Genomic DNA, 24,206 nt, shown 5'->3' on the forward strand with positions numbered 1-24,206 from the left:
GCAAGCTGTCCACTAAAGTCATGTGCTTATCGATGTCATCATAATAATTTTTTATGCGTGTTAAGTACCTCCAAAGTCTGAATATCCCTTACGTTCAAATCTCTGTGTTTTCATTGCTTTACCCATCCTACTTATTGCTTTACCCAATTAGTCAATGTGTTTTGATATAGGTATCAATGACCACTGTCAATATAATGATTAAGCACACTCAACTCAAAAAATGGCTTACTCTTCATTTAAGCTTAAAATAATGAATGCATTCTGAACGTCATTGATTTGTATTTTCCCTCACGCTAATCAAGATCATTATGCTCGCTAATAGCACTCATTGAGTCTCCTTTCTAACCTTTCTAAATTGCTCGGACAAAATTAGTTATGAACTAAACAGTTACGGCAATGAAAAATCTTTATCGATGGCTTTTGTATAATGCCATATTTGTGCTTTCCACTGGACTGACCTTTGGTCAGATATCCAGCTATCCCCACAGTGAGGGATTTGAAGGATCGTTTAGTCAAGGAACCAATGTTGAGTTTCTTCCCAATTGGTTTGGAAGTTTTGTGATGGGTGATACCATTTACCAAGAAACAGAATATTTCAGATCAGGTTCAGCCGCCTTGGGAATTACACCTCCTGGCGAAGAATTTATTCTTTATGTTGATGCCAATTTAGATTTAACAGGGATAGACTATCCTTATGTAGAATTTTGGGCTGCTTCCAAAGATACCGGAGGAGAGAAGTCGGTGCGGCTTTATGTTTCTGTTTCTGGCGATGGTGGTGTAACATGGTCGCCACAAGTACAAATTGGTGACAATACCTCTTTTCCAAATGAGGATACACCCTACAGTATGTATAGTTATGCCTTCAATGCCATCGCGGCAAACCAACCTAATGCTAAATTTAGGTTTATAATAAAAGGAGGCATTAAAAAAGAACCAGTCGCTCAGCTTGTCATTGACGATGTCGAATTTAAATCAAGTGATGCTGATATTTTTCCTCCAGTTGCTGTTGAACCAAAAGTAATTACTCCCGATACTTTGCGTGTAATATTCAGTGAGCCAGTCAGCGAAACAGCTGAATTGACAGCTAACTACATTTTTTCTCCAGCCGTAAATTTTTCTTCTATTGAACGAACTCCTACGCAAGACACAGTTTACATTTATTTAACAGAACCTCTCGAAAATGGCGTAACATATGCTTTAACCGTTCAAAATGTTGAAGATTTAAATGGGAATGTAATGCTTCCCCAAGAGTTTGAGCTCATTTACAATGCAACTATTTCTGGCCTGGTAATTTCCGAAATTTTCTATGATGAGCCTCCGGTAGAAATGAATGACAATTTGGAATTCATTGAATTATACAACGCTACCACAACGCCATTGGCATTAGGGGGCATACAAATTAAAGAGGCTATTTTTAGTGGCCCATTACCTGCATATACATTACAACCTGGCGAGTACTATATCTTAACAAAAAACCTTGCAGCTTTTAAAGCCACTTTTGGTTTTGATGCCAACTATGAATGGACGGCCTCTAATTTAGAAAATACTGGCAATGAATTTATCGAGTTATTACCGGCAGACCATCACGCTGGCTTTTTGCTAGACTCGGTTATGTACCAAATTACCGAGCCATGGCCTACTACAGCTGCCGGCACAGGTAAGTCTATAGAAATCTGCAATAAATTTGACGACAACGCTTTGGGAGAAAATTGGCTGGCTAGTGAACTACAGGCGGGTACAAGCAATGGTTTTACCATATATGCAACGCCTGGTCAAGGTTGTAACAGCGACTTAAACCCCGTGGTAGATCTGGGAGATGACACAGATTATTGCGGTATAACCTCTACAAATTTAAATGCAGGAAATGAAGGTGCACTAATCCTTTGGTCAACAGGTGAGACTACCAATGAGATTGTGGTATCAGCATCAGGCACTTATAGTGTTGTGGTTAACAACGGGTACGGTGCGGCTACTGATATGGTAGAAATCAATTTCTACCCCGCATTAGTGGCTGATGTTCAAATTCCCGAATCACCACAATGTAGTAATGAGTCACTTTCATTTACTGATAACACCAATGACGCAGTAAGTTGGTTATGGTCATTTGGTGATGGTAGTAGCGCTACTTTGCAAAACCCAACTCACACTTATACTTCTGCTGGTGATTACGAGGTAACCTTATTGGTAACTGCGGCTACAGGATGTACCGATTTATACGAAGGTGTGTTGGTAGTATCTGGTGTAGAGCCAACTTGGAACTTACCAGAAACCCCTGTTTGCCTAGGCGAAACAATCGAGTTTACAAGTGGTACCTCTACCGATGTAGATGCTGTAGAATGGCTCTGGGATTTTGGAGATGGGGAAACATCAACCCTACAAAATCCAAGTCATACTTATGCTGAAACTGGATTTTACGATATCATTTTGTTAGTGACTTCAGAGTTGGGTTGCCAAAATACACTTACTGGTCAAATACACATAACCAAAATAACCGCCAATTGGGAAATACCTCAATCTGAGCTTTGCGCCAATGAGCCTAATTACTTTCAAGCAGAAGTAGAAAATGCTTACGAGTGGCTTTGGGATTTTGGTGATGGTAATATTTCTGATCAGGAAGACCCTGAACACGCTTATGCCAATGTCGGTACTTATACCGTTCGCTTACAAGTTACCTCTCCTGAAGGCTGTATGGATGAAATTACAGATGAAGTTGTAGTTACTGATATCACTGCTAATTGGAACATACCACAAAATGAGCTCTGTGTAAATGAAGCGAATATGTTCCAAGCCAATGTGCAAAATGCAGCCGAATGGCATTGGGATTTTGGCGATGGCAATACAGCAAACTTAGAAAATGCCGAACATGCTTTTGCCAATGGTGGTACTTACACCGTTCGCTTAAGGGTCACTTCTCAATTTGGTTGTACAGATGAAATTGAACAAGAATTTATAGTGGGTGGAATCACCGCCAACTGGACTATTCCTAATCAAGTGTTGTGCGCTAATGTTGAAAATGAGTTTAGGGCTAATGCAACTAATGCTCATCAATGGCATTGGGATTTTGGTGATGGCAATACTTCCAACAACGAAAACCCAAGTTATTCATTTGCTGAGGCAGGCACTTATACTATTAGATTACAAGTTACTTCTCAAAATGGTTGTATAGATGAAATTGTGGATGAAGTAACTGTAGCCGATATCACAAGTGAATTTAATGTACCAACTGATCCGCTTTGCGCGAATGTAGCCTATAACTTTAATGCTGCTGTAGGCACTGATTGGGCTTGGGATTTTGGTGACGGTCATACTTCACATAATCAAAATGTGTCACATAAATTTACAGAGCAAGGTAGGTATACCGTTACACTACAAACTACCTCTCAATATGGTTGTAAAGATATAATAACAGCAGATATTGATGTCTCAGATATTGATGCCACCTGGGAATTGCCCGAAGCAGTTTGCTATCAAAATATGGTCAATTTCAGATCTACAAATCAAGAGGCGGTATCTTCCATGTGGAATTTTGGCAACGGTGTAACCTCATCAGAGCATGATTTCAGCCACACATTTACTGAAGTAGGCCCACATAATGTATCGCTTACTGTAGTAAATGCCCATGGTTGCGAAGATGAAATTGAAGCAATTTTGGAAGTGGATGTTTGCGTTGGTCTTGATGCGGATTTATCAGGAGAAGTATCGCTATATCCAAATCCAAATAATGGTGCTTTTCAAATTGCTTTAAGCAAATACGCTGACGATGCTGTAGATATTAAAATCTACAATCAAAGTGGAGTCTTGGTGTACAATTTCGACTCACGTGCCGATGGCCAAACTAATAAGCAAATAACAGTTCAGAACTTGAAATCAGGTTTGTATGTAGTTAAAATGCGAATTGGCAACACCAACGTAAGTAGAAAAATACTTATCCAATAAGTAGTCATTTTTAAATAAAACTATCATGAAACGGTTAGTTCTGATACTTGCTTTACTTGTGCTGGTCTTTGCACCAGGCAAGACAAATGCACAAGTGAGCAGTTTGCCGTATACCCAGACATTTGAAGATAGTTTTACTATGGGGAAGGATGTTGAATTCCTTCCCCAATGGCTGGGTAACGTAGTAGCACCAGATACCATGTTTCAAGAGTTAGGATATGTGTATGCTGGAATAGGAGCACTTGCCATGGTACCTCAAGAGGAAGAGTTTAGAAATTTGGCAAAATTATATCTTGATTTAACAGGCAAATCTAATGTGGCCGTTGAGTTTTGGTATGCTTCTGATGATAACCTAGGAGGCTCAAGGTACTCTAGGCTTATGGTAGCGGTTTCTATCGATAGTGGAGCCACTTTTTTTCCAGAGGTAAGTGTAGAGGGTGCTCATAGAGGTTTACCAAATGAAAGAACCCCTTATCAGCGTTTTGTTTATGCGCTGCATCCTGCAGCTGCCAATCAGCAAAATGTGGTTTTGCAACTTACAGGTCGTACCGGAGGAGGGTCAGGTAGACACCCAAATGAAGATGAACATGTAGAAGAAGAAGGAGGTGGGCCATCGCCATCGGCCAAGTTATTAATTGATGATTTAACAGTATTTGAATCTGACATTGATTCTTTTCCTCCCTTAACAATTAATTCAAAAGTTATAGATGTCAATACGTTACAAGTCACTTTTAGTGAGCCTATGGATTCTTCTGCTGAGAATATCGAGCATTATCAATTTATAAATAATGAAGTAATGGTAACCTCAGCCGTGAGGGATGCGGATCTTGATCAGGTTACACTTTATCTTAACCCTCCCTTGGAAATAGGTAAGTTTTACGATTTGATAGTTTCAGATTTATACGATACTGCTGGTAACATTTCTGGTAGCGATACACTTGAAATTATCTATAACCCATTGACATCAGGTTTAGTCATTACCGAAATTATGTATGATGAGCCACCGGTAGAAATGCGTGATTATCTTGAGTTTATTGAGCTTTATAATGCCACTACTGAGCCCATGCCTATAGGAGGCTTAAGGATTAGAGGCGGTATTACAAGTCACGATTTGCCCGAATACACTTTGCAACCGGGAGAGTACTGGGTAATAGCCAAAGACTCTTCTGCTTTTTATAATTTCTTTGGTGTGCATGCACACCAATGGCGAGGTGCTAATTTGAGTAACGATGATCCGGAATACCTTGAAATTGTGAATACGAACAGACATTCAGGGTTGGTTATTGATTCATTAACCTATACGGTTGGTGCTCCGTGGCCAGAAAATGCCGCTGGTTTAGGCGGATCTATGGAGTTATGTAATCCTTTTGCAGACAATAGTGACCCTGCAAACTGGAGCAATGCAACAACTTTTATAGCGAATTATGAAGGAATACCAATTTATGCTTCACCAGGTAAAAGTTGCAATGAAAATCTTAAACCTGTAGTTAATCTTGGTTATGATGGTGACTATTGCGGATTCACTGAACTTACTTTAGATGCTGGAAATCCAGGGGCGATATACAAATGGTCAACTGGAGCTACTACCAAAACTATAATCATTACAGAATCAGGCAAATATTCTGTTTGGGTCAACAATGGTTTTGGTGCCACCTATGACGAAATTGAAGTTGCATTTAAGTCAAGTATTGAAGCTGTGGCAATCTTGCCTGAATCAGGGCAATGTGTAGGGGAATCCTTAGCCTTTGCTGATAATACTTTGGGAGCAGTAAAATGGCTTTGGTCATTTGGCGATGGAAAAACATCAGTTCTTCAGAATCCCTTTCATCAATTTGCTGCCGCAGGTTATTATCAGGTTACATTGTTAGTAACTTCTGAGGAGGGATGCACAGATGTCTTTGAACAGCAATTGGAAGTAAAGGGTATTACCATTGATTGGAATATTCCAGAAAATCCTGTTTGTACAGCTTCATCAATCAATTTTTCGGCTTCTCTAATTGCGGGTATCCAACCTGTAGTTTGGTACTGGACTTTTGGTGATGGCACTTCTTCATCCATACAAAACCCAATTCATACTTATTCGCATGCTGGGCAATATGAAGTTCGCCTTATGGCAACATCTGCACAGGGCTGCGAAACTTTACTAACGGGTAGTATTTCAGTCACCGATATTACCTCATCTTGGGAAGTTGTAGAAAATCAGTTATGTACCAATGCCAACTTATCTTTTGTGACGAGTACTGATAATGCAGTGGTTTACCAGTGGGATTTTGATGATGGCAATACTTCTACTCAACAAAACCCTCAACATACTTATAGTAGTCCAGGTAGTTACTTAGTCAAGTTGTTAGTTACCTCTGCCAACGGCTGTACTAACCAGTCGGCACAGGTAATTGATGTGATGGACTATGAAGCAAGTTGGGTGATTCCTGAAAGTATTCTTTGTCCGGATGTAATGAATTCATTCCTTGCTTCTGCCGACAATGTAATGGCATGGAATTGGGATTTTGGAGATGGACATACTTCTGGTAATCAAAACCCTTCGCATCTCTACACCAATGAGGGCACTTATAATTTGCGCCTACAGGTTACCGGTGAGCAGGGTTGTAGTGCAGAATTAACTGAGGTTATACAAGTAAGCGGAGTCACCGCTCAATGGTCAATTTCAGAAAGTACATACTGTGCCAATACTGTCGCCAATTTCAATTCAAATGTAACTGGAGCCACAAGTTGGTATTGGAATTTTGACGATGGACAATCTTCTTTTGAAGAAAATCCTAGTCATATATTTTCGGAAGAAGGATTATATGCCGTCACATTAGTAGTGGAGTCAGGCAATGGCTGTATGGATGAGCTAACTCATGAAATAGAGGTGAAAGGCATCTCTAGCTCTTGGCAAATACCGCAATCAATAGTCTGTGCCGATGTGCCCACCACATTTGTAGCTACAACAAGTGGAGCCACTTCATGGGAATGGGACTTTGGCGATGGTGATCAATCCCATCAGAAAACCACCGAGCATTCCTATAAAGAGGCTGGGGTTTATCAAGTTACGCTCACATCAATTTCTGACCATGGCTGTAAAGATATAGCAGAAGCAGAAGTGGAGGTGTCAGACATTGAAGCTGAGTGGGTATTGCCAGCTGATGCCGTCTGCTACCAAAGTGCTATTAGCTTTATGTCGGTAGGTGATGATGTCGCTTCGGCTTTATGGACTTTTGGAGATGGTGCTTTCTCTGACAGCCAACATCCTTCACATGTTTATAATACCATTGGTACATATACAGTTACCCTCGCAGTTGCCAATGCTCAAGGATGCACTGACGTGCTGATGCAGGATATTGATGTGGATGTTTGTGTGGGAATTGAAAATGATTGGAATAAAATGATTCTTTATCCCAACCCAATTACTGACTTTGTAAAAATAGCACCTATCAATATTGGCTCAGACAATTATGCTTTCAGACTTATTACTACTGGTAGTAAACTAATAAAATCAAGTTTAGAATGGCAAATTCAGGGCGAATCTATAATCATAGATATGACCGAATTCCCGTCCGGGGTCTATGTCCTAGAAATGCTTACTTCAGACGATAAGGTTAATTGGCAAGTAGTTAAAAAATAAAATCAAACAAAAAATAATATAGTATTCAACAATTTAAACCCATAAGGAAATGAAAAAGATAGCTTATATGATTAGTGCAGTGGTACTAATATTGACCACTAACTTAATCGCTTGTAAAGATGATGACGATCCATCAGCTTTAGAGATTGAAACCAATAAAATAACTGACAACTGGGTGATTAGTGGTGATGCAGCAGCAGTTACGTTAGATGATTATGATGTAAGTAGCATGTTTGAAGGATTTGAAGTTGTCATTAAATCTGACAAAACTTTCACAACAATTGGTAGCCCCGATGACGATTTGTGGCCAGCATCAGGTACCTGGGAATTTTTGAAAAATTCTGATGACTCCTATAATTTTACTAAAGTTATCAGAAACGATGGAATCGAAATGCAAATAATGACGTTAACGCAAACTCAATTGATGCTCAAATTTCATTTTGAGGCCGATTCAAATAATGGCCGAACAGAAGGAGTATCTGCAGAGTATGTATTTAATTTTGAGGTAAAATAATAGGCACGGTAAAACCTGATAATGTACCAAAATCCTCTTCTTTAGTAACCTTATTTTACTTTGGAAGGGGTTTTTTATTTAATTGATTCAAAATACTTGACTTGCTTGTATAATGATAAATTCGATTAAAAATTTTCAATCAGTATATGTCAGCCAATCTGCAGTTTATTCTACTGTCAAATTGATTCTGCTCATCATTTGAGCTGATTTTAGTCATAGGTGTTTTATTAGTTAATAGGTAACTTAAATGCCAATCCGAAAGCAAAAAATCATGGAAGATAAACACCTAATCCGAGACATTTTTTACCTAAGTGTAGGCAGTGTGGCCATTGCAGCACAAAAAGGTGAAGAGCTCATCGATAAACTAGTAAAGTACAATAAGCTTACTATTGCCGAGGGCGAGAAAATTGTATATGACTTAAGACAAAAGTCTGAGCAAACTAAAGTTGAGTTTGAAAAAAAACGTCATGAATTGATTAATCTCCTTAAGGATAAGCTTGAAATGAGCAAAGATGAAATCAATGAATTCTTTGATGAGATAATGGCAAAACCTGAAAAGGCAAGGGTTGATTTAAAAAACAAAATTGACGATATGGCCAAGCAAATTGCTAACAAAACCAAGCCTACCATAGCGCAAGGTCGACAAATAATTGAAGATTTTATAGATGATATTCTGGCCTTAAAAAGGAGTGTTGAAGCTCATTCTCAACGAATAGTTGATGAACTACAGCTTAAAGCCAAAAAAATGAAAAGTTATGGCCTTGAGTTTATGCATGAAATAGAAGAGAAATCTAAAGAGGTGCGCGATGAAATGGTAGAACGCACTCAAAAAGCCATGCAAAAATTAAAAGACCGTTTATTGATGGATGCTCATGATGAAATGGAACATCTCAAAGAACGATTAGATAAACTTGAAAATAAAGTATTTCTGTAGACTATGAATGTAAAACAAGAGATAGCAAATACGCTAAGACTTATTGAAACAGACTATCCTGAGATTTACGTTTATTTGGACGAAGACCCTACAACCCTAAAAGGGTCTTCGTCAAAATTTGTTTCAGAGAATGAAATGATGAATTATCTGGAAAGCCTCAAAGAGAAAATAAGGCAGCACAAAAAAACACATTCAGCCCCAACGTCACATCGAAAGTAAGGAGTGATTATGGGTTGAATGGATAGTTCATTTTAAAATATTCAACCCCAAAATTTTACTGCCATGACACCCTTATCCAAATATTTATTGCTCTTACTGTTGTCATGTAGCGCGTTTGCTTATGCGCAAGAAAGTAAGGTGATCGCTAATGAAACCGATAACCAAGAGGTAATTGAAGCACTTGCGCTTTACCCTGATAATATCAGAAATGCCATTTTAGAAACTAGTCTACACCCTGAGCTACTGGTGCGATTAGGCACTTTACAAACAAAGTCTAAAGAGGCATTTCATCAATTAGTACAGTATTTGCCTGAAGACGAACAGAAAAAATATTGGGAGCTGTCTCGCTACCCCGGGCTTATCAATAAGTTGGTTGAGGGAGGCCAAAAAAGCAAAAAGGAGATTGAATCTCTTTTACAAGATTACCCGCAAGAAGTGCACCCCATTGCGGTGGATTATGGTGTTAGCCGTTATCGTACGCTAGCACAAATGAGCGAAATCGAAAAACAAGTGAATGAATCTATTGAACAACTGTTAAGCAGGTATGAACCCAATACCAAGGCTAACATACAATTACTTTTAAAATACCCTGAGGTCTTGCAAATCATGATTGATCATATCGACTTAGTGGTTTTGGTTGGGGATTACTATCGTCAAGATGCCGCCAAATTATTAGCCAAGGCTGACTCTATGCGCGAGGTTCAATTAGAGCGACAAGCACAAGAAACAGAGGCGTGGCGCAAAGGTTTGGAAGAAGACCCAATGGCTTTAAAGGAATTTGAAGAGGTTTCCAAGGGCTTCAAATCGGAAGCAGAGGAGGAAGTAAATTATGATCCTATGTATCCTGATGCTATTGCGCCAGAAAAAGAAGTAAAGGAAAAACAAACAGCCTCACCAGAAACCATAGTTGTGTACAATTATTACCCTTACCCATTTTGGTATGGGTATCCGGCTTGGTTTCCTTACGTGTATTGGTATCAGTATCCCTATTGGTATCATTGGGGCTATTATTACGAAGCAGGCAATTCAATAATTGTTTACAGCTTACCGTCATATTATTACTTTTATTGGTATTTTCAGTACCCATCACACTTTTACAGATATCCTTATTTATCTGATTATATCATAAGGTATTATCGCGGCAGAAGAGGGGCCGGACCATCTAGAAGCACCCTGACCAGGTCAGTAGATAATTGGAGTACAAGCTCCAGAAGTAGAATACCCAGTTCTATTCTTGACGAAACAGATGATAGGGTGAGAAGGGAAAAATTACAGGAATATGGAAGGTTTGAAGAGGATTATCGTAAGAGGGCACAGAAAAAACCAGAAGTAACTGGTACCAGGGAAGAGTACCTCAATAAAAACAGTAGTCGCTATCAATATTTGTCAGGACAAACGAGAACAGTAACAGAAAGCAACTTGACGACAAGAACAAGAACCTCTCAACCACAACCTACAATAAGGACCAGACCCCAATCTCGTTCGGTTGAATTGGAACGCGCTAGGGAAACACATCAAAGAACATGGCAGCAATCAAATTATAACAGATCCAGGCAAGTAACTCCACCAACAAGACCGAAAACTCCCACTGGTTCCAGAAAAAAAAGGAAGGACAATTAAATAGTAAAGTGCCATGAAAAGTGTCTATAAAATACTCATTTTGATTACCCTGGTTATTTCATGTCAGGCCCAAACAAATAAGAAAGCAGAATCGGTAGGTGATCGGTTTTCAATTAGTGAGATGCAGAAAGCATCTACGGCATCAAAAGTGATTTCATTCGCACTATAGAAGACACAGATGGGGGCGTATTGCTTGAAGGTATATACCTAAACCGTCCGCAAGTCAGGTATTATTATGGTTTTGGTATCTGACTAATTCAATTTAGTTTAAGTATTTTGCTAAATACTGCAAGCCGCAAGCGATAAAGGATTGGGTAGTTAAAAAATGCTTAAACAATAGCAGATCAATAATATTGGTCATGAAAAAATCAGATTCAAAATATTCAGCTGCCTCTGATACAAACTCTGTTAGAATAAGCCTATGGTTGGATTCTTATGATGATATTTTTTCAGATTTTGACCCACGCCCTATACAGGAGAGAAGACTTTCGGATGATTTTATTTATGAGGCACGCAAAGCCTGTAAAGAGAAATCTATGGGAATTCAATATTTTAAATTGCTCATACCTGATGCCATAAGAAATAAGGAAGATGAAAAGCAGATTATTATACGGCTTAATGGTTACTTCAGGAACTCATATCTACTACAACTTACCAAAATAAAAGAAGTAAAAAGAAGTGGGATTTATTTTAGCCTTATTGGAATTGCCCTGATGCTTATAGCAGGTTACATATCATTTCTTAAATCAGACAAATACTATATTCATATGCTACTGGTACTTTTTGAACCTTCTGGTTGGTTTATGCTTTGGGCCGGTTTAGATCATTTCATTTATTCTGTAAAAAAGATAAATGAAGATTTGAAATTCTATTCGACTTTGTCAAAGGTTCATATTGATTTTGCGTCATATCAGGATTAATAAAGGGTTAGAAATTAATAAGTGGATTTTACATTATCTTATAGTAAATAGGTGCCTATTTGATAAATATCAATTCATTGGTTGATTGCCATCATTACCTTTCTTCAGCTATTCTAGTAGCTTGTGTCTTATTAAATCAACTCAAAACTAATGTTATGAAGGCTCAAAAAGTGATGCCAAATATGGTTGATTATGCACAGTTTACTAAAAATTTTTCTTGGGATAAAGTACGTGCAGAACTCGATGGCTTACCAGACAATGGAGGATTGAACATTGCACATGAGGCAGTTGTGCGATATGCCAAAGGAATAAACAAGGATCATGTAGCAATAAAATGGCTTGCTGTAAAGGGAGAGGAATTTGATTATACAACTGGTTCGGCAGAAGGCCAGTTAAGAAATAGTGTCTCAGGTTTATATAAACGCTGTTTGAACAAAATTCTACAATGACAATACTTGAGTTTACAATGCGTATTTCCATAGCTTTGGCAGCCGGAGTTATCATTGGTTTTGAAAGACAATGGCACCATAAGTCAGCAGGTCTTAGAACTAATACCTTGGTGGCGATAGGTTCAGCACTATATGTATTGCTTTCCATAAATTTAACCAGGGAAAACGGGGATGTAACCCGAATAATTGGTCAGGTGGTTACCGGCATAGGTTTTTTAGGAGCTGGGATTATCTTCAGGGAAGGGATTAACGTACATGGCCTTACAACAGCTGCAACTGTATGGTGCAGCTCTGCAATAGGCTGTATGTGCGGAGCAGGATTTTTTGTTGAATCGGTAATAGCCACTATCGCAATTGTAGTTATCAATCTTGTATTAATGCCAATTGACAAATGGTTAAATAATCGTAAAACCTAATAAAAAATTGCTGTTTGATCACGTAAAAGGACTACAAGGAATTTTTATTTTAAACTAAAAATCCTCAAAAAAAATCGGTTTCCCCCTTTTGACATAGGCAGATGAGTACAAATACATAGCGGCATACCAGATCTGCCAATCTTGACCTTTAGGTTTCCTATCCTGGGCTTTAATCCATTCATTAAAACCAAAATCAAGGGCAGGGTTTTGGGATAAACGTACAAGTTTTGTGAGCTCCATTAACTGTGTTTCCGCTTGTTTTTTTAAGTCCTGCTGCTATTGTCCATTAATCAGAATCATTGTTACCAATGACAGGGATCATCGGATGTAGCTTTAAGAGTTATTACTTTTACATTATCAGATAGAGATAAAAGACTGGTTAGTAATAGCCAGATTTGGTTTGCTTTCAATCCTTGAAATTCTTTTGAAACGCAGTTTTTATTAGGAAGGATGGATTGAGTCTCTTCAAATCAGATTTTGATGATGTAAAGTTTTAGGATTTTATATTGGATGATGAAGTCATAATAACTGTATTTTGATGTTTGATTATCTCAAGGGGTAATTAAATAGAGCGGGTACTTATCGTAATAGATGGAGGCCCGCTTATTGTTTTTGGAGCTGAGGGGGTCTTCTATGTTGAAAAACAAACACGACACCGAACTGCATGCAGTGAAGCAGGAAAATGTATGGGAGATAGGTCTTCTTTTTTGTTTTTAAGCAGAAAAACGAAGCTATAAATTGACTTTGGCCAGAATCATTGCGCACAATGATCTAAAACAATGAATTTCGATATTTTCCCTTTTAACTTCAAAAGTGAATTAGAAAGAATGAACAAAAGAAATTTTTTAAAAACCTGTGCGCTCACAGGCACATTGGGATTGGTGAAAATAAACGGAATTCAAGGACAAATTATTAAGTATATGGAAACTATGATTAACAAAGGAATGGTCATTGATGAATCAGGAAAATTTATCCTGCCAGAATTGACCTACGCTTATGATGCACTTGAGCCTTATATTGATGAGCAAACCATGCGCCTGCATCATGATGTTCACCATCTGGGCTATGTAAATGGCTTAAACAATGCATCCGCAAAAATAAAAGAAGCAATTAAAAATAAGGATTTTGGTATAATAAAACATTGGCAACGTGAATTAGCCTTTCATGGGGCGGGTCATTTTTTGCATAGTATATTTTGGGAAAATATGGGGCCGAATAAAGGTGAACGAAGTGGTATTTTAGAGGAATATATTGAGGGTTCTTTTAATTCATTTGATGCTTTCAAAGAGTATTTTTCGGCTGTGGCAGGCGCAGTAGAAGGATCAGGCTGGGGGATATTGGCTTACCAACCAGATTCCGATAGACTTGAAGTGTTGCAAGCTGAAAAACATCAAAACTTAAGCCAATGGACAGCTATTCCTTTACTTGTAATTGATGTTTGGGAGCATGCCTACTATTTGAAGTACCAAAATAAAAGAGGTGCCTATATCGATGCATTTTTTAATGTGATCAACTGGGAGGCTGTCTCCAAAAGGTTTGATATGTTGAGAAAACATTGACCGAAAAGGTAAATAGTAGGTTTTTAAAAACTTCCTTATTGTACAAGACTTATACAATTTAAATACAACCAGATGCCTGATGAGTATTTCATACCATGGTTAAGTAGCAACATAATAGCACTGATTCTACTTTTCTTTTGCTGGAAGTATCCCAAGATAGGCAGGTATGCTTATGCGATAATTTTTCTTTTAGCTGCTTTTATTAATATCACTACCGCTATTGGAAGTCCTGAATTATATCTTGAATATAGTAAATGGACTTTTTTGAAAGTTTATGAGAGGTTTATTGAAGGATACTTTAAAGAACATATAACCGGTTTTGTAACAATTATTGGTTTAGGCCAACTTCTTGTTTCTCTAGGCCTTTTAATTGGTTCTTATTTTTATAAGCCAGCATTGATTGGTGGTTTGCTTTTTGCAATAGGTATACTTCCCTTAGGTATGGGGTCTGGGTTTCCTGCCCCTGTATTCATGATAATGTCCTTTTGGTTACTTCTAACCAACAAAAAAATCAACATCCCGGAGTCATCAATATCCTGATTTCAACTTAACGATTCAAACCTGATCTGGCGCTTCTTCCGGTAAAATTGTAGGCGGCTCTTTGGGTGGCTCCGTAAATGGTTCTTCCGGTAAGGTTGATGGATCGGGTTTTTGTCTAGGAATTTCAGGAATTTGGGGTAATTCTTTAGGTTCCAGAGGCGTTATTTCCGGTTTTCGCTGAAATTCAATGGCCAATGTTTTTTTTGCAGGCATTTTTTTGTTGGATAATTTTTATCAGGTTATCAGCAACTGATTTTAATATAAAATTCAGCTTTGTTCGTTTGATATGAAATGATCTGGATCAATGGTATGAATATTTGGAATAGATTTTTTAAACGATTCTAACTACTCTAGAAAGTAATATCCAGCGATAATCAATGCCAGAAGAAGCATCAAAAAAATCCAGAACATTAAATTAACAGAATAGAACAATCGGCTTTGATCTTTTCTATACTCGTTCATTAACCTTTTCTTTTCCATCAGCGAAAGGTGGGTCGGTATTTTTGGCTGATCATCGTTCATATTTGGCACAGAACCAACAAAAAAGATAAAAATCAGTCCGCTAATAATTAAGGATAAATACTGGACACCTCTCCATTGTGGTCCGGTCGGCTTGAGCCAAAGACTCAAGACCATTAAAAAAAGGAAAAGCACCAGTGTTTTAATCCAATAACTTCCCCACGGTCCTTTTATACCAAATACGAAGTAGGAAATTGTTGAGATTACCAAGCTGATCCCTAAAACCAATAATGCATTCCAAATCCAGGTCATGATGCAATCATTTGAGATTCTTTTTTAAATGATCTTGCACCTAGTATTTCTATCAGTTCCTCTTTGTGAATCACTTCTTTTTCTATCAACACAGCGGCCAATGTATCCAGGTGCTTCTTATGCTCTTTCAAGATAGATTTGGTCCGTTCATAAGCCCGGTCAACTATATCTTGTACCTCTTCATCAATTTTAGTAGCAGTAGTCTCACTAAAAGGCTTGTGCAGTGCCTGTTCCGCCCTTCCTGAAGAGTCATAATAACTTATATTCCTCAACGTATCACCCAGTCCGTAACTCATAACTATTGCATAAGCCTGTTTGGTTACTTTTTCCAGATCATCCAATGCGTTAGAAGATATTTCTTTAAAGGTAATTTCTTCCGATGCCCGTCCTCCAAGTGCAGCACATATTGTATCTAAAAACTCCGATTTTGTGATAATTTGATGTTCTTCTGGCAAATACCAGGCAGCGCCAAGGGACCTGCCACGAGGTATAATAGATACTTTAAGGATTGGATGGGCATGCTCTAAAAACCAACTGGAAACAACATGCCCGGCTTCATGATAAGCTATCCTTACTTTTTCGTCTCTATTAATAATCTTACTTCGTTTCTCCAAACCCCCAACAACACGGTCTATTGCATCTAAGAAATCTTGCTTTTCAATGATGTCCTTATTTCTTCTTGTAGCAATAAGGGCACCTTCATTACAAATATTGGCGATATCGGCACCTGAAAAACCAGGTGTTTGCAAGGCAAGCACTTTGACGTCAAGCTCCTTAGATATCTTTAAAGGTGCCATGTGTACCTTAAATATGGCTTCTCTTTCATTCAGGTTAGGCAGTTCCAGATGAATATGCCTGTCAAACCTTCCAGGTCTGAGCAAAGCAGGGTCAAGGATATCCCCACGGTTTGTGGCTGCTAATACTATCACTCCGGTACTTTGGTCAAAACCATCCAGTTCTGCCAATAGTTGAGTCAGGGTGCTTTCTCGTTCATCGTTGGCCTGAAATGCATTAGCCCTCCCTCGGGAACGGCCAATTGTATCAATCTCATCAATAAATATAATACTAGGGGCTTTTTCTTTTGCCCTGTCAAATAGATCGCGCATACGAGCGGCCCCTACACCTACAAACATTTCAATAAATTCAGAACCTGTAAGTGAAAAGAAGGGGACACCGGACTCTCCGGCCACAGCCTTGGCCAATAATGTTTTTCCCGTCCCCGGGGGGCCTACTAACAAAATGCCTTTTGGGATTTTAGCCCCTAGTCGACTATATTTTTTTGGGTCTTTTAAAAATTTTACCAACTCATAGATTTCTTCTTTGGCTTCTTCTATTCCTGCCACTTGGTTGAAAGTCACCTGGTTTTTTTCGCCTTTTTCCAATATCCGCGCCTTTGACCTGCCAAAATTAAACATGGAAGAGCCTCTGTCTAGTGTTCCACCTGCAACGCCCCGCATTAAAAAGAACCAAAAAAATATTAACAGTCCCATTAAAAAGATCCATGAACCAACATTTTCAATCCAGTTGGTGCGTTTGACATAACTTACTGGCACTTTTTGGGAGTCTTCAGTATTTTGTTGGGCATCTTTCAGATTGTCGCTAAATACTTCTATGGATCCGATATTGAAATAATAGTGCGGCCCTTTAATTGGATTGGAAGTGAAGAGCTCCCTGGGCACGTTCTCATATACAGGTTTTGACAGTTTTTCAGTCAGAATATATACTTCTACCTGATCATTATTAACAACTACGAGTTTTTCCACGTCACCTTGGGAGAGCATTTGTGTATCAAATTGTTTCCATGTGATTTCAGGTATTCTGGTTTGTCTAACAAGAAAATACCACCCTAAAATCATTGGAATAAGAAAATATAACCAACCCAGGCCACCAAATGGGTTGAAGGGAGGTTTGGTCTCTTTTTTTGTCTTTCTGTTCATCAACTGTGAGCCTTAATATGAGGTTACTGCAAAATTCGACAGTTGGATTTTAATGAACCATGACCTGGATCAGCAATGGGGAATAGTTGCGTCAATGATCAGGCCTGTAGTGTCTGTCAATCGGTGATCAATATCAAGTAAAGCTTTGATGATGGTCATTCATATTGAATCATATTGACTGTACCTTCAATTCAAAAACCAGGCAATATCATGAAACGAATACTTGTTCCAACGGATTTTTCAAAAATAGCTTATGAGGCGCTTAAATTTGCCCATGAGATATCAAAAGCATATGAGGCAGAGATAGTGGTACTCCATGTTGTAGAATTACCCAGAAACTTGTTGTGGAATTACCCATTTCAGGATGATATAATCAAAGAAATGAAAAAACAAGCCAACATCAACTATCTTCAGTGGGTTAAGAAGGTCGGATCCCAAAATACAAATATGGAATTCCATGCCGTGCAAAATTCTGTTGTTCCTGCCATTAATAAATTTATCAAAGAAGAACACATTGATTTGGTGGTTATGGGTACCCAGGGCACCAGTGGATTCTCAGAATTTTTTATTGGGTCAAACACCGAGAAGATCGTCAGGTTTTCGAAGGTGCCAGTATTCTCAATAAAAAAATCTGTAAAAATATCCAGCATTAAGAACATTATTTTTCCTACCGAACTGACTTTGCATGAATCTGGTCTTGTAAACAAAGTAAAGGAGTTACAGGCCGATTTAAAAGCGCATTTACATATTGTTTATGTAAATACCCCCACAAATTTCAAAATAGGAAATGAAATTGATGCCCTTATGGATGATTACATAAATCACTATGGTTTTGATAATTTTTCCACACATGTTGTTTCTGATATGTTTGAGCAGGCAGGTATAAATGCATATGCCAAGGATGTTTCAGGCGCCCTGATAGCGATGGGCACACATAGCAGAAAAGGGCTTTCTCATTTTTTCATGGGCAGCATTGCTGAAGACTTAGTTAACCATGGAGAATGGCCTATATGGACATATTCAATTGAAAAGTAATAAAAAGATTAACTGAAAAATTATGGAAGAGTTAACTAACACTATGGAAAATACCATGCCCCGCATTGGTGATACGGCTCCCAGTTTTGTGGCACAGTCAACTCAGGGAGAAATCAATTTTCCCGATGATTTTGATGGTAAATGGGTGATATTATTCAGCCATCCGGCTGATTTTACCCCCGTGTGTACTTCAGAGTTTATGACCTTTGCCAAACGGCAGAAGGAGTTTGAAAAGCACAATTGTCAGTTGATAGGGCTTTCTGTGGATGGCCTTTATAGTCATATAGCCTGGTTACGTACTATCAAGGAAAAAATCAAGTTTCGTGATATGGAAAATATTGAAGTAAAATTTCCACTGATAGAAGATATCACAATGAATGTTGCCAATAAATTTGGAATGATTCAACCAAATGAAAGTGATACCAAAGCTGTTAGAGCGGTTTTCTTTATCGATCCTAACGTTAAGATAAGGGCCATCATCTATTATCCACTTTCACTTGGCAGGAATTTCAATGAATTGATGCGTGTACTAATAGCACTGCAGACCGCAGATAAATATCAGATAGCCACTCCGGCTGATTGGCAGCCGGGAGAGAAGGTCATAGTTCCGCCACCTGGATCCTGCGGTGTAGCCACAGATAGGATGGAGGGAAAAGAAAATAATATGGAATGTCTTGACTGGTTCTTTTGTATGAAAGAACTCCCTAAAGAGGAGATGTTGGATTGATCAATATCAACCTTCTGAAGTATACGGATCATTTCCAAAGAGAAGTAAACAGTAGAACTTTGTTGTGATAATAATTTAAACAACTAAAATCATGAAAAAAGTAATAATGATGCTATTGCCACTATTGTTAACAATAGGAGCAGCATATTCACAAGATCAGCAACGCGACAGTGATCGCGATAGATTACAAGACCATTTAATGCTCAAAGATGGTGAAATGATCCAAATTAAAGACGGGGAGCAGGTTATGCTGCAAACGCAACTTCAATTGCAAAATGGTACAGTAGTCTACCCAGATGGTACATATCAAATAAAGGATAGAAAAAGAAAGCAACTCCGTGATGGTGAATGCCTTGATATGGATGGAAAACGCTATCGTAACAAAGAGCAATTCGAAAGCAGGATGAACCAAAGAAAAAACAGGGAATTGAGAATGAAGGAGCGCAATAAAAACAAGGAAAAAAATAGCAAAGTGAAAAAAAATGATGGCAGGGGAAAAGGAAAAGTTAACTAGCCGTAATTAAAGAGGGACTAAAGTGATTTTTAAATGGCAGTCTATAATTTGCAAATGTCTAAATCAGGCTATCAAAGAAAAGCCTCAAATCATGAAAAAGACGAGCTTATTTATATTGTTTGTTTTGGTTGGGGCTCAATTGTTCGCTCAGGCTGAAGAGAAAAGTGACCTGTCATTTGCAAAACTAAGTATCAACTACACCAATGATTATGTATTTATGGGGCGGACTGACTCTTTGAAAGCCCCATATCTTACACCTTCCCTGGCCTATTTTCATAAAAGTGGCCTTTTTGCCAAAGGATCTTTTTCTTACCTTACTTCTTCAGGTCAAAACAGGATTGACCTATCTGTTCTCTCAATGGGTTATGATGCTGATGCCAAAAACTTTTATGGCGGAGGATCCTTAAGTGCTTATTTTTTTAACCAGGACAGTTATGCCGTACCTTCGGCAATGGTAGGGTTTTTAAACGGTTATTTGGGATACGATTTTAAGTTTTTTGAACTTGCAACAGACGCAAGCCTTGGATTAAGTGATGAGTTAGATGTTTTTGCCGGAATCGAGGTTTTAAGAACATTTTACATCTTCAAAAATCACATATTAGTTTCACCATCTATTTATATCAATGCCGGTTCGCAGAATTATTACAACGAATATTACAGTACTCGAAGCTCTCAAATCACTCAGGGTGGGGGTTATGGAAAAGGGTCAGGCAAAGGAAATCAAGGCGGTGGTGTTACATCACAAACAAGCCAGGTAAAGGTTGAGGAAGTATCAAAATTCCAAGTATTGGATTATGAATTTAGCATGAACATCACTTTTAAATCAGGCCCGTTGCGTCTGGTTTTTATTCCAATTTATGCTATACCTGTCAATGCGTCCACTGTTAAAGTTGGTGAAGATATTGTATTTGAAGAGATATTGGACAATGTCTTTTATTGGTCTGCTGGTGTTGGCTATATTTTTAAATAATATTATTAAACATAAAGAAACTATGGTCATAATCGTCTTTGGACTTCCCGGGTCAGGCAAAAGCTACTTTGCTTCAAGGCTTGCCGCAGACCTGGAAGCAGATTATGTAAATACCGATAGGATAAGAAAGGAATTGTTTACCAGGCCTTCCTATTCTGATGAAGAAAAGATTTTGGTCTATAAAAAATTGTTAGATGAGGTATATCATCATGCTCATGCTAAAAAGACGCTCGTTGTGGATGGTACATTTCATAAAGAGAATGTCAGAAATGATTTTATTAAACTTTCAAAAGACCTTAACCTACACTTAAGATGGATTGAGGTTCTGGCAGAAGAAAGCTTGATAAAAGAAAGGTTAAGCAAAAAAAGAGAGTTCAGCGATGCTGATTATTCTGTTTATAAGTTGCTCCAGCAGCAACATGAACCTTTTGACAAACAAAATCAGCATCAATTAATACAATTGACTTCTACCAATACCAATATTGGTCAAATGCTTGAAAAGGCAAAGAAATATTTGCTTGATAAGAATCATTCCTAATGAAGACTTCACAAATCAATAACTTAATTCGGCAATCATGTTTTCCGGTCCATTGTGATAAGCCAGAACTTATTGAGACACATATTTCATGGGTGATTTTGTGCAATCAAATTGTTTTTAAAATCAAAAAACCGGTACGCTATAGTTTCTTGAATTTCTCGACACTGGAAAAGCGCCTGTTTTATTGTCAACAAGAGGTGCTATTAAATCGGAGATTGGTGGAAAACATCTATCTGGGAGTGGTCCCCATTGTGGAGCAGGATGGAAGGATAGAAATTTCCCTTAAAGAAAGGGGGAAAGTGATCGATTATGCGGTGATGATGACTCGGATGCCCACACAGCAAAGAATGGACAATATGCTGCGAAATAATGAAGTCACACTGGATCACATGGAGCAGGTAGCTAAAAAATTGGTGCAGTTTCATGAAAGTGCTCGAATAGTTTTCGATTCTAATTATTTCAATGTTCAACATAATTTTAATGATCTGAAGGATGAAAGTGACTATATCGCATCGCAGTTAGGCACACCTCAGGGTGACTTGATAAAATCAGCTATTAAAAGATCAGATGATTTTATGAAATCTTACCATAGGATATTCAAATTACGGTCAGAATTAGGCCATGTCAGGGACTGTCATGGGGATTTGCACTCGCGGAATATTTTTCTTTTGGATGAACCGGTAATTTTTGACTGTATCGAGTTTAATGAAGACATCCGGCATATAGACATACTTAATGAACTGGCTTTTTTTTGTATGGATCTGGAAGTATTTGGCCACAATGAATTGAGTGAGTATTTTATGGTTTGTTATACAAAGCTTACTTCCACTATACACAGCCAGGAAGAAAGTGACCTTTTTGTATATTTCAAAGCGTACAGGGCTAACGTACGTGCCAAGGTCAATGCGCTAAGGGCCAAAAGTACTACTGGTGAAGATCATTTAAAGGCATTATCAGAATGTGATAAATATTTGAAGCACATGAACATGTACCTTGAAAAATTACCTGCAGTACCAAAGTAACAACTTTGTTGCAACCTCATTTTCGGCTTTCCTGCTCTTTAAAAAACTCCCGGACTTTGGCTTTAATTTGAGGCAATGTCATGCTATCTGCATTTTCTATGAAAACAGGCCTGTCCTTAAGTTCATTATGTGTGGCAATTTCCCCAAGCAAAGATTTTTTAGTATTTGCGGGCCCAAAAATCAATAGTTGGTCGGGATTATTGATTACTGATATCAGTTCCTGAAAGTATTTTTTTTGTTGCAATTTTCTTCTTTCCAGCATGTGTTTTTCGGACACAACATCTTGTGGGCCATATGGGGTAGACGATCTGGCCCCACCTTTTGCATTGCCCTCGTCAATGTTAGAAGTAATGTGTTCTATTGTTTCTTTGTCATCCTCAATTTGAACAATTATTGCATTTCGTTTATCTAACCAAATTCCAGTGTTTTTCATGGTTCATATTTTAAAGTGTTTCAGGTATGGCCAGCAATGGGATTTTTGTATGAAAAATGATGCTCTTGCTATCACCACCTCCAAAAACCTGGTCATACAACGGATGCTTTCTTGGTACCAATGTTAGCAAATCAGTGTTATATTTTCTTATGTATTCATTTAACCCTTTTTCAACATCATCATTTTCAATGAAGTGGTAGCGATGGTTAATGTTTTTAAAATACCGTTCAAATTTTTTGGCTTCCTCAGCCTTGTCGTTGGCTAGTTTTTTGTCCCCATCCACGTGCACAATGCTTATTGTACTCCCAAATAATTGGCTAAGGGTTTTTAAAGGCTCCAAAGCACCTTCATCCATTTGTTTAAAATCGGAGGCCATTATTATGTGTTTGATATGCTTGAACGTTGCTTTTTCTGGGATAACCAAAACAGGGCAGTTGCATTCTTTGATGGTTGTATAAGCATTTGTGCCATAAATGACTTTATCAATACCAGAGGCTCCCGTGGTACCCATAACAATAAGATCGATATTAGAAGAGATTGATAGAGAAATGAGGGCATCAATAAGTGATGCATGCTGGGTGCGTGTGGTGTAGTTGATATCTTGTAATTCTGGAACCGCCTTTTTGATTAATTCAAAACCTGCTTTTATTTCTTCCTTTCGCTCCCAGGCTGTTTTTTTGGACACCAGCGTTACACCCTCTTCGTCATAGGCCTCACCTGCTACGGTGGCGTGCATAATTAATATTTCTTCTGATCTGATTTTTTTTGCCAGCTGTACAGCATAACGGAGTGCATTTATCGAACAATTGGAAAAATCTGTTGGAACCAATATTCGCTTGATCATAACCTTGTTGTTAAGTTTCTATAAGAAGCCCTACTGAATTAATGAGTGGTTAAGGCCTCTTTGATTCAGTAGGGCAATATAAACTGGAGCGCATTTCAACTGATTGAAATGGCTTTTTTATGAGTTTTGGTTGCCTCTGGCTTTTTAGGAATAGCCAATGTTAAAATGCCATCCTCATATTTAGCCTTGATTTTATCAGCATCAACCCAATCAGGAAGTAAGAATGATCTTGAGAAAGAATTATAACTAAACTCATGTCTGGTATAGTTTTCATCTTTTTCTTCTTTCTCTTCTTCTTTCTCACTGCTTATGGTTAGTTGGCCATTGTCAACTGTTATTTCAAAGTCGTTTTTTTTCATGCCTGGTGCAGCCAACTCAATGTTGAATGCCTTATCAGTTTCAATGATGTTTGCCGAAGGCAAGTTTTTAAATCCGTTGCCTAAATTCAATGATGGAAAACGCATGTCATCAAAAAAATCATTGAAAAATGTTGATGTACTTGGCAGAAGCGAAGGTCTTGTCAGTAGTGTCATAGCATTATTATGTTTTAAATTTTACATAATTCAAATTACGCCTTTAGATTCTACAAGCACGATGATGCCTATCAACTCGCATAGTGATGTTAATCAATCAGGCTAGTTTGTGCCATTTAGCCATTTTATGGGTCATACCTTGAGCCAAAA

The 24,206-nt window shown here is 38.1% G+C and carries 24 protein-coding genes; 18 read left to right on the plus strand and 6 right to left on the minus strand.

Translation table 11 applies throughout. From position 1 onward, the window contains the following. Window positions 1-396: 396 nt before the first annotated feature. From RIB54_RS13180 to RIB54_RS13235, 12 genes are all read left to right on the plus strand, one after another. A complete protein-coding gene (locus RIB54_RS13180) occupies window positions 397-3,936 on the plus strand; it encodes a PKD domain-containing protein (RefSeq protein WP_350101339.1) in 3,540 nt (1,179 codons plus the stop codon). A gap of 25 nt (window positions 3,937-3,961) precedes the next feature. Continuing rightward, on the plus strand, window positions 3,962-7,561 hold the full coding sequence (locus RIB54_RS13185) for a PKD domain-containing protein (protein WP_350101340.1): 3,600 nt from the start codon (window positions 3,962-3,964) through the stop codon (window positions 7,559-7,561). 49 nt (window positions 7,562-7,610) lie between these two features. Next, complete coding sequence (locus tag RIB54_RS13190) at window positions 7,611-8,075, plus strand: hypothetical protein (RefSeq protein WP_350101341.1); 465 nt, start codon at window positions 7,611-7,613, stop codon at window positions 8,073-8,075. A 271-nt stretch (window positions 8,076-8,346) separates the two neighbouring features. Then, entirely contained in the window at window positions 8,347-9,009 is a 663-nt protein-coding gene (locus RIB54_RS13195) for a hypothetical protein (RefSeq protein WP_350101342.1), read from the plus strand. A gap of 3 nt (window positions 9,010-9,012) precedes the next feature. Continuing rightward, on the plus strand, window positions 9,013-9,228 hold the full coding sequence (locus RIB54_RS13200) for a hypothetical protein (RefSeq protein WP_350101343.1): 216 nt from the start codon (window positions 9,013-9,015) through the stop codon (window positions 9,226-9,228). A gap of 63 nt (window positions 9,229-9,291) precedes the next feature. Beyond that, a complete protein-coding gene (locus RIB54_RS13205) occupies window positions 9,292-10,848 on the plus strand; it encodes a hypothetical protein (protein WP_350101344.1) in 1,557 nt (518 codons plus the stop codon). A 13-nt stretch (window positions 10,849-10,861) separates the two neighbouring features. Further along, the gene (locus RIB54_RS13210; protein ID WP_350101345.1) at window positions 10,862-11,017 is read left to right on the plus strand and encodes a hypothetical protein; all 156 of its coding nucleotides are present in this window, start codon (window positions 10,862-10,864) and stop codon (window positions 11,015-11,017) included. Window positions 11,018-11,207: 190 nt separating this feature from the next. Then, window positions 11,208-11,768, plus strand: a complete 561-nt coding sequence (locus RIB54_RS13215; protein WP_350101346.1) for a hypothetical protein — start codon at window positions 11,208-11,210, stop codon at window positions 11,766-11,768. Between the two features lie 155 nt (window positions 11,769-11,923). After that, a complete protein-coding gene (locus RIB54_RS13220) occupies window positions 11,924-12,217 on the plus strand; it encodes a hypothetical protein (protein ID WP_350101347.1) in 294 nt (97 codons plus the stop codon). Beyond that, window positions 12,214-12,633, plus strand: a complete 420-nt coding sequence (locus RIB54_RS13225) for an MgtC/SapB family protein (RefSeq protein ID WP_350101348.1) — start codon at window positions 12,214-12,216, stop codon at window positions 12,631-12,633. The genes RIB54_RS13220 and RIB54_RS13225 overlap by 4 nt, the downstream gene beginning before the upstream one ends. A gap of 779 nt (window positions 12,634-13,412) precedes the next feature. Continuing rightward, window positions 13,413-14,192: a superoxide dismutase gene (locus RIB54_RS13230; protein WP_350101349.1), complete on the plus strand. Its 780-nt coding sequence runs from the start codon at window positions 13,413-13,415 to the stop codon at window positions 14,190-14,192. A gap of 72 nt (window positions 14,193-14,264) precedes the next feature. Beyond that, window positions 14,265-14,732: a hypothetical protein gene (locus RIB54_RS13235; protein WP_350101350.1), complete on the plus strand. Its 468-nt coding sequence runs from the start codon at window positions 14,265-14,267 to the stop codon at window positions 14,730-14,732. A gap of 15 nt (window positions 14,733-14,747) precedes the next feature. On the opposite strand, the gene RIB54_RS13240 is transcribed toward RIB54_RS13235, so the two are convergent. The 3 genes from RIB54_RS13240 to ftsH all read right to left on the minus strand — a co-directional run bounded on the left by RIB54_RS13240 (window position 14,748) and on the right by ftsH (window position 17,440). Next, window positions 14,748-14,945 (minus strand): hypothetical protein, encoded by a 198-nt coding sequence (locus RIB54_RS13240; protein ID WP_350101351.1) that lies wholly within the window; start codon window positions 14,943-14,945, stop codon window positions 14,748-14,750. 132 nt (window positions 14,946-15,077) lie between these two features. Then, on the minus strand, window positions 15,078-15,503 hold the full coding sequence (locus tag RIB54_RS13245) for a hypothetical protein (RefSeq protein WP_350101352.1): 426 nt from the start codon (window positions 15,501-15,503) through the stop codon (window positions 15,078-15,080). Continuing rightward, window positions 15,500-17,440 carry an ATP-dependent zinc metalloprotease FtsH gene (gene ftsH / locus RIB54_RS13250; protein WP_350101353.1) on the minus strand — a complete coding sequence of 647 codons (1,941 nt, stop codon included), beginning with the start codon at window positions 17,438-17,440 and terminating at the stop codon, window positions 15,500-15,502. Before ftsH ends, RIB54_RS13245 begins: the two co-directional genes overlap by 4 nt. 210 nt (window positions 17,441-17,650) lie before the next feature. Between ftsH and RIB54_RS13255 the strand changes: the two genes are divergently transcribed. From RIB54_RS13255 to RIB54_RS13280, 6 genes are all read left to right on the plus strand, one after another. Continuing rightward, on the plus strand, window positions 17,651-18,475 hold the full coding sequence (locus RIB54_RS13255) for a universal stress protein (protein WP_350101354.1): 825 nt from the start codon (window positions 17,651-17,653) through the stop codon (window positions 18,473-18,475). Window positions 18,476-18,497: 22 nt separating this feature from the next. Beyond that, window positions 18,498-19,202 (plus strand): peroxiredoxin, encoded by a 705-nt coding sequence (locus RIB54_RS13260; protein WP_350101355.1) that lies wholly within the window; start codon window positions 18,498-18,500, stop codon window positions 19,200-19,202. 91 nt (window positions 19,203-19,293) lie between these two features. After that, window positions 19,294-19,716, plus strand: coding sequence for a DUF6799 domain-containing protein (locus tag RIB54_RS13265; protein ID WP_350101356.1), 423 nt, complete (start codon window positions 19,294-19,296; stop codon window positions 19,714-19,716). A 91-nt stretch (window positions 19,717-19,807) separates the two neighbouring features. Further along, complete coding sequence (locus RIB54_RS13270) at window positions 19,808-20,686, plus strand: hypothetical protein (RefSeq protein ID WP_350101357.1); 879 nt, start codon at window positions 19,808-19,810, stop codon at window positions 20,684-20,686. 22 nt (window positions 20,687-20,708) lie between these two features. After that, window positions 20,709-21,224: a P-loop nucleotide/nucleoside kinase family protein gene (locus tag RIB54_RS13275; RefSeq protein ID WP_350101358.1), complete on the plus strand. Its 516-nt coding sequence runs from the start codon at window positions 20,709-20,711 to the stop codon at window positions 21,222-21,224. Between the two features lie 218 nt (window positions 21,225-21,442). Continuing rightward, window positions 21,443-22,246 (plus strand): phosphotransferase, encoded by an 804-nt coding sequence (locus RIB54_RS13280; protein WP_350101359.1) that lies wholly within the window; start codon window positions 21,443-21,445, stop codon window positions 22,244-22,246. A 16-nt stretch (window positions 22,247-22,262) separates the two neighbouring features. Here the strand turns inward: RIB54_RS13280 and RIB54_RS13285 are convergent, their stop codons facing one another. From RIB54_RS13285 to RIB54_RS13295, 3 genes are all read right to left on the minus strand, one after another. Further along, on the minus strand, window positions 22,263-22,679 hold the full coding sequence (locus RIB54_RS13285) for a hypothetical protein (protein WP_350101360.1): 417 nt from the start codon (window positions 22,677-22,679) through the stop codon (window positions 22,263-22,265). 10 nt (window positions 22,680-22,689) lie between these two features. Then, window positions 22,690-23,523, minus strand: coding sequence for a universal stress protein (locus RIB54_RS13290; RefSeq protein ID WP_350101361.1), 834 nt, complete (start codon window positions 23,521-23,523; stop codon window positions 22,690-22,692). Between the two features lie 95 nt (window positions 23,524-23,618). Continuing rightward, window positions 23,619-24,056, minus strand: a complete 438-nt coding sequence (locus tag RIB54_RS13295; protein ID WP_350101362.1) for an Hsp20/alpha crystallin family protein — start codon at window positions 24,054-24,056, stop codon at window positions 23,619-23,621. Between the last annotated feature and the right edge of the window lie 150 nt (window positions 24,057-24,206).

This window comes from Fulvivirga sp. (assembly GCF_040218215.1).
Taxonomy (GTDB): domain Bacteria; phylum Bacteroidota; class Bacteroidia; order Cytophagales; family Cyclobacteriaceae; genus Fulvivirga.

Bases quoted from the DNA above. Each gene is read 5' to 3' on its own strand.
- RIB54_RS13180 (WP_350101339.1), top strand. From the start codon at position 397: ATGAAAAATCTTTATCGATGGCTTTTGTATAATGCCATATTTGTGCTT.
- RIB54_RS13185 (WP_350101340.1), top strand. From the start codon at position 3,962: ATGAAACGGTTAGTTCTGATACTTGCTTTACTTGTGCTGGTCTTTGCA.
- RIB54_RS13190 (WP_350101341.1), top strand. From the start codon at position 7,611: ATGAAAAAGATAGCTTATATGATTAGTGCAGTGGTACTAATATTGACC.
- RIB54_RS13195 (WP_350101342.1), top strand. From the start codon at position 8,347: ATGGAAGATAAACACCTAATCCGAGACATTTTTTACCTAAGTGTAGGC.
- RIB54_RS13200 (WP_350101343.1), top strand. From the start codon at position 9,013: ATGAATGTAAAACAAGAGATAGCAAATACGCTAAGACTTATTGAAACA.
- RIB54_RS13205 (WP_350101344.1), top strand. From the start codon at position 9,292: ATGACACCCTTATCCAAATATTTATTGCTCTTACTGTTGTCATGTAGC.
- RIB54_RS13210 (WP_350101345.1), top strand. From the start codon at position 10,862: ATGAAAAGTGTCTATAAAATACTCATTTTGATTACCCTGGTTATTTCA.
- RIB54_RS13215 (WP_350101346.1), top strand. From the start codon at position 11,208: ATGAAAAAATCAGATTCAAAATATTCAGCTGCCTCTGATACAAACTCT.
- RIB54_RS13220 (WP_350101347.1), top strand. From the start codon at position 11,924: ATGAAGGCTCAAAAAGTGATGCCAAATATGGTTGATTATGCACAGTTT.
- RIB54_RS13225 (WP_350101348.1), top strand. From the start codon at position 12,214: ATGACAATACTTGAGTTTACAATGCGTATTTCCATAGCTTTGGCAGCC.
- RIB54_RS13230 (WP_350101349.1), top strand. From the start codon at position 13,413: ATGAATTTCGATATTTTCCCTTTTAACTTCAAAAGTGAATTAGAAAGA.
- RIB54_RS13235 (WP_350101350.1), top strand. From the start codon at position 14,265: ATGCCTGATGAGTATTTCATACCATGGTTAAGTAGCAACATAATAGCA.
- RIB54_RS13240 (WP_350101351.1), bottom strand. From the start codon at position 14,945: ATGCCTGCAAAAAAAACATTGGCCATTGAATTTCAGCGAAAACCGGAA.
- RIB54_RS13245 (WP_350101352.1), bottom strand. From the start codon at position 15,503: ATGACCTGGATTTGGAATGCATTATTGGTTTTAGGGATCAGCTTGGTA.
- ftsH (WP_350101353.1), bottom strand. From the start codon at position 17,440: ATGAACAGAAAGACAAAAAAAGAGACCAAACCTCCCTTCAACCCATTT.
- RIB54_RS13255 (WP_350101354.1), top strand. From the start codon at position 17,651: ATGAAACGAATACTTGTTCCAACGGATTTTTCAAAAATAGCTTATGAG.
- RIB54_RS13260 (WP_350101355.1), top strand. From the start codon at position 18,498: ATGGAAGAGTTAACTAACACTATGGAAAATACCATGCCCCGCATTGGT.
- RIB54_RS13265 (WP_350101356.1), top strand. From the start codon at position 19,294: ATGAAAAAAGTAATAATGATGCTATTGCCACTATTGTTAACAATAGGA.
- RIB54_RS13270 (WP_350101357.1), top strand. From the start codon at position 19,808: ATGAAAAAGACGAGCTTATTTATATTGTTTGTTTTGGTTGGGGCTCAA.
- RIB54_RS13275 (WP_350101358.1), top strand. From the start codon at position 20,709: ATGGTCATAATCGTCTTTGGACTTCCCGGGTCAGGCAAAAGCTACTTT.
- RIB54_RS13285 (WP_350101360.1), bottom strand. From the start codon at position 22,679: ATGAAAAACACTGGAATTTGGTTAGATAAACGAAATGCAATAATTGTT.
- RIB54_RS13290 (WP_350101361.1), bottom strand. From the start codon at position 23,523: ATGATCAAGCGAATATTGGTTCCAACAGATTTTTCCAATTGTTCGATA.
- RIB54_RS13295 (WP_350101362.1), bottom strand. From the start codon at position 24,056: ATGACACTACTGACAAGACCTTCGCTTCTGCCAAGTACATCAACATTT.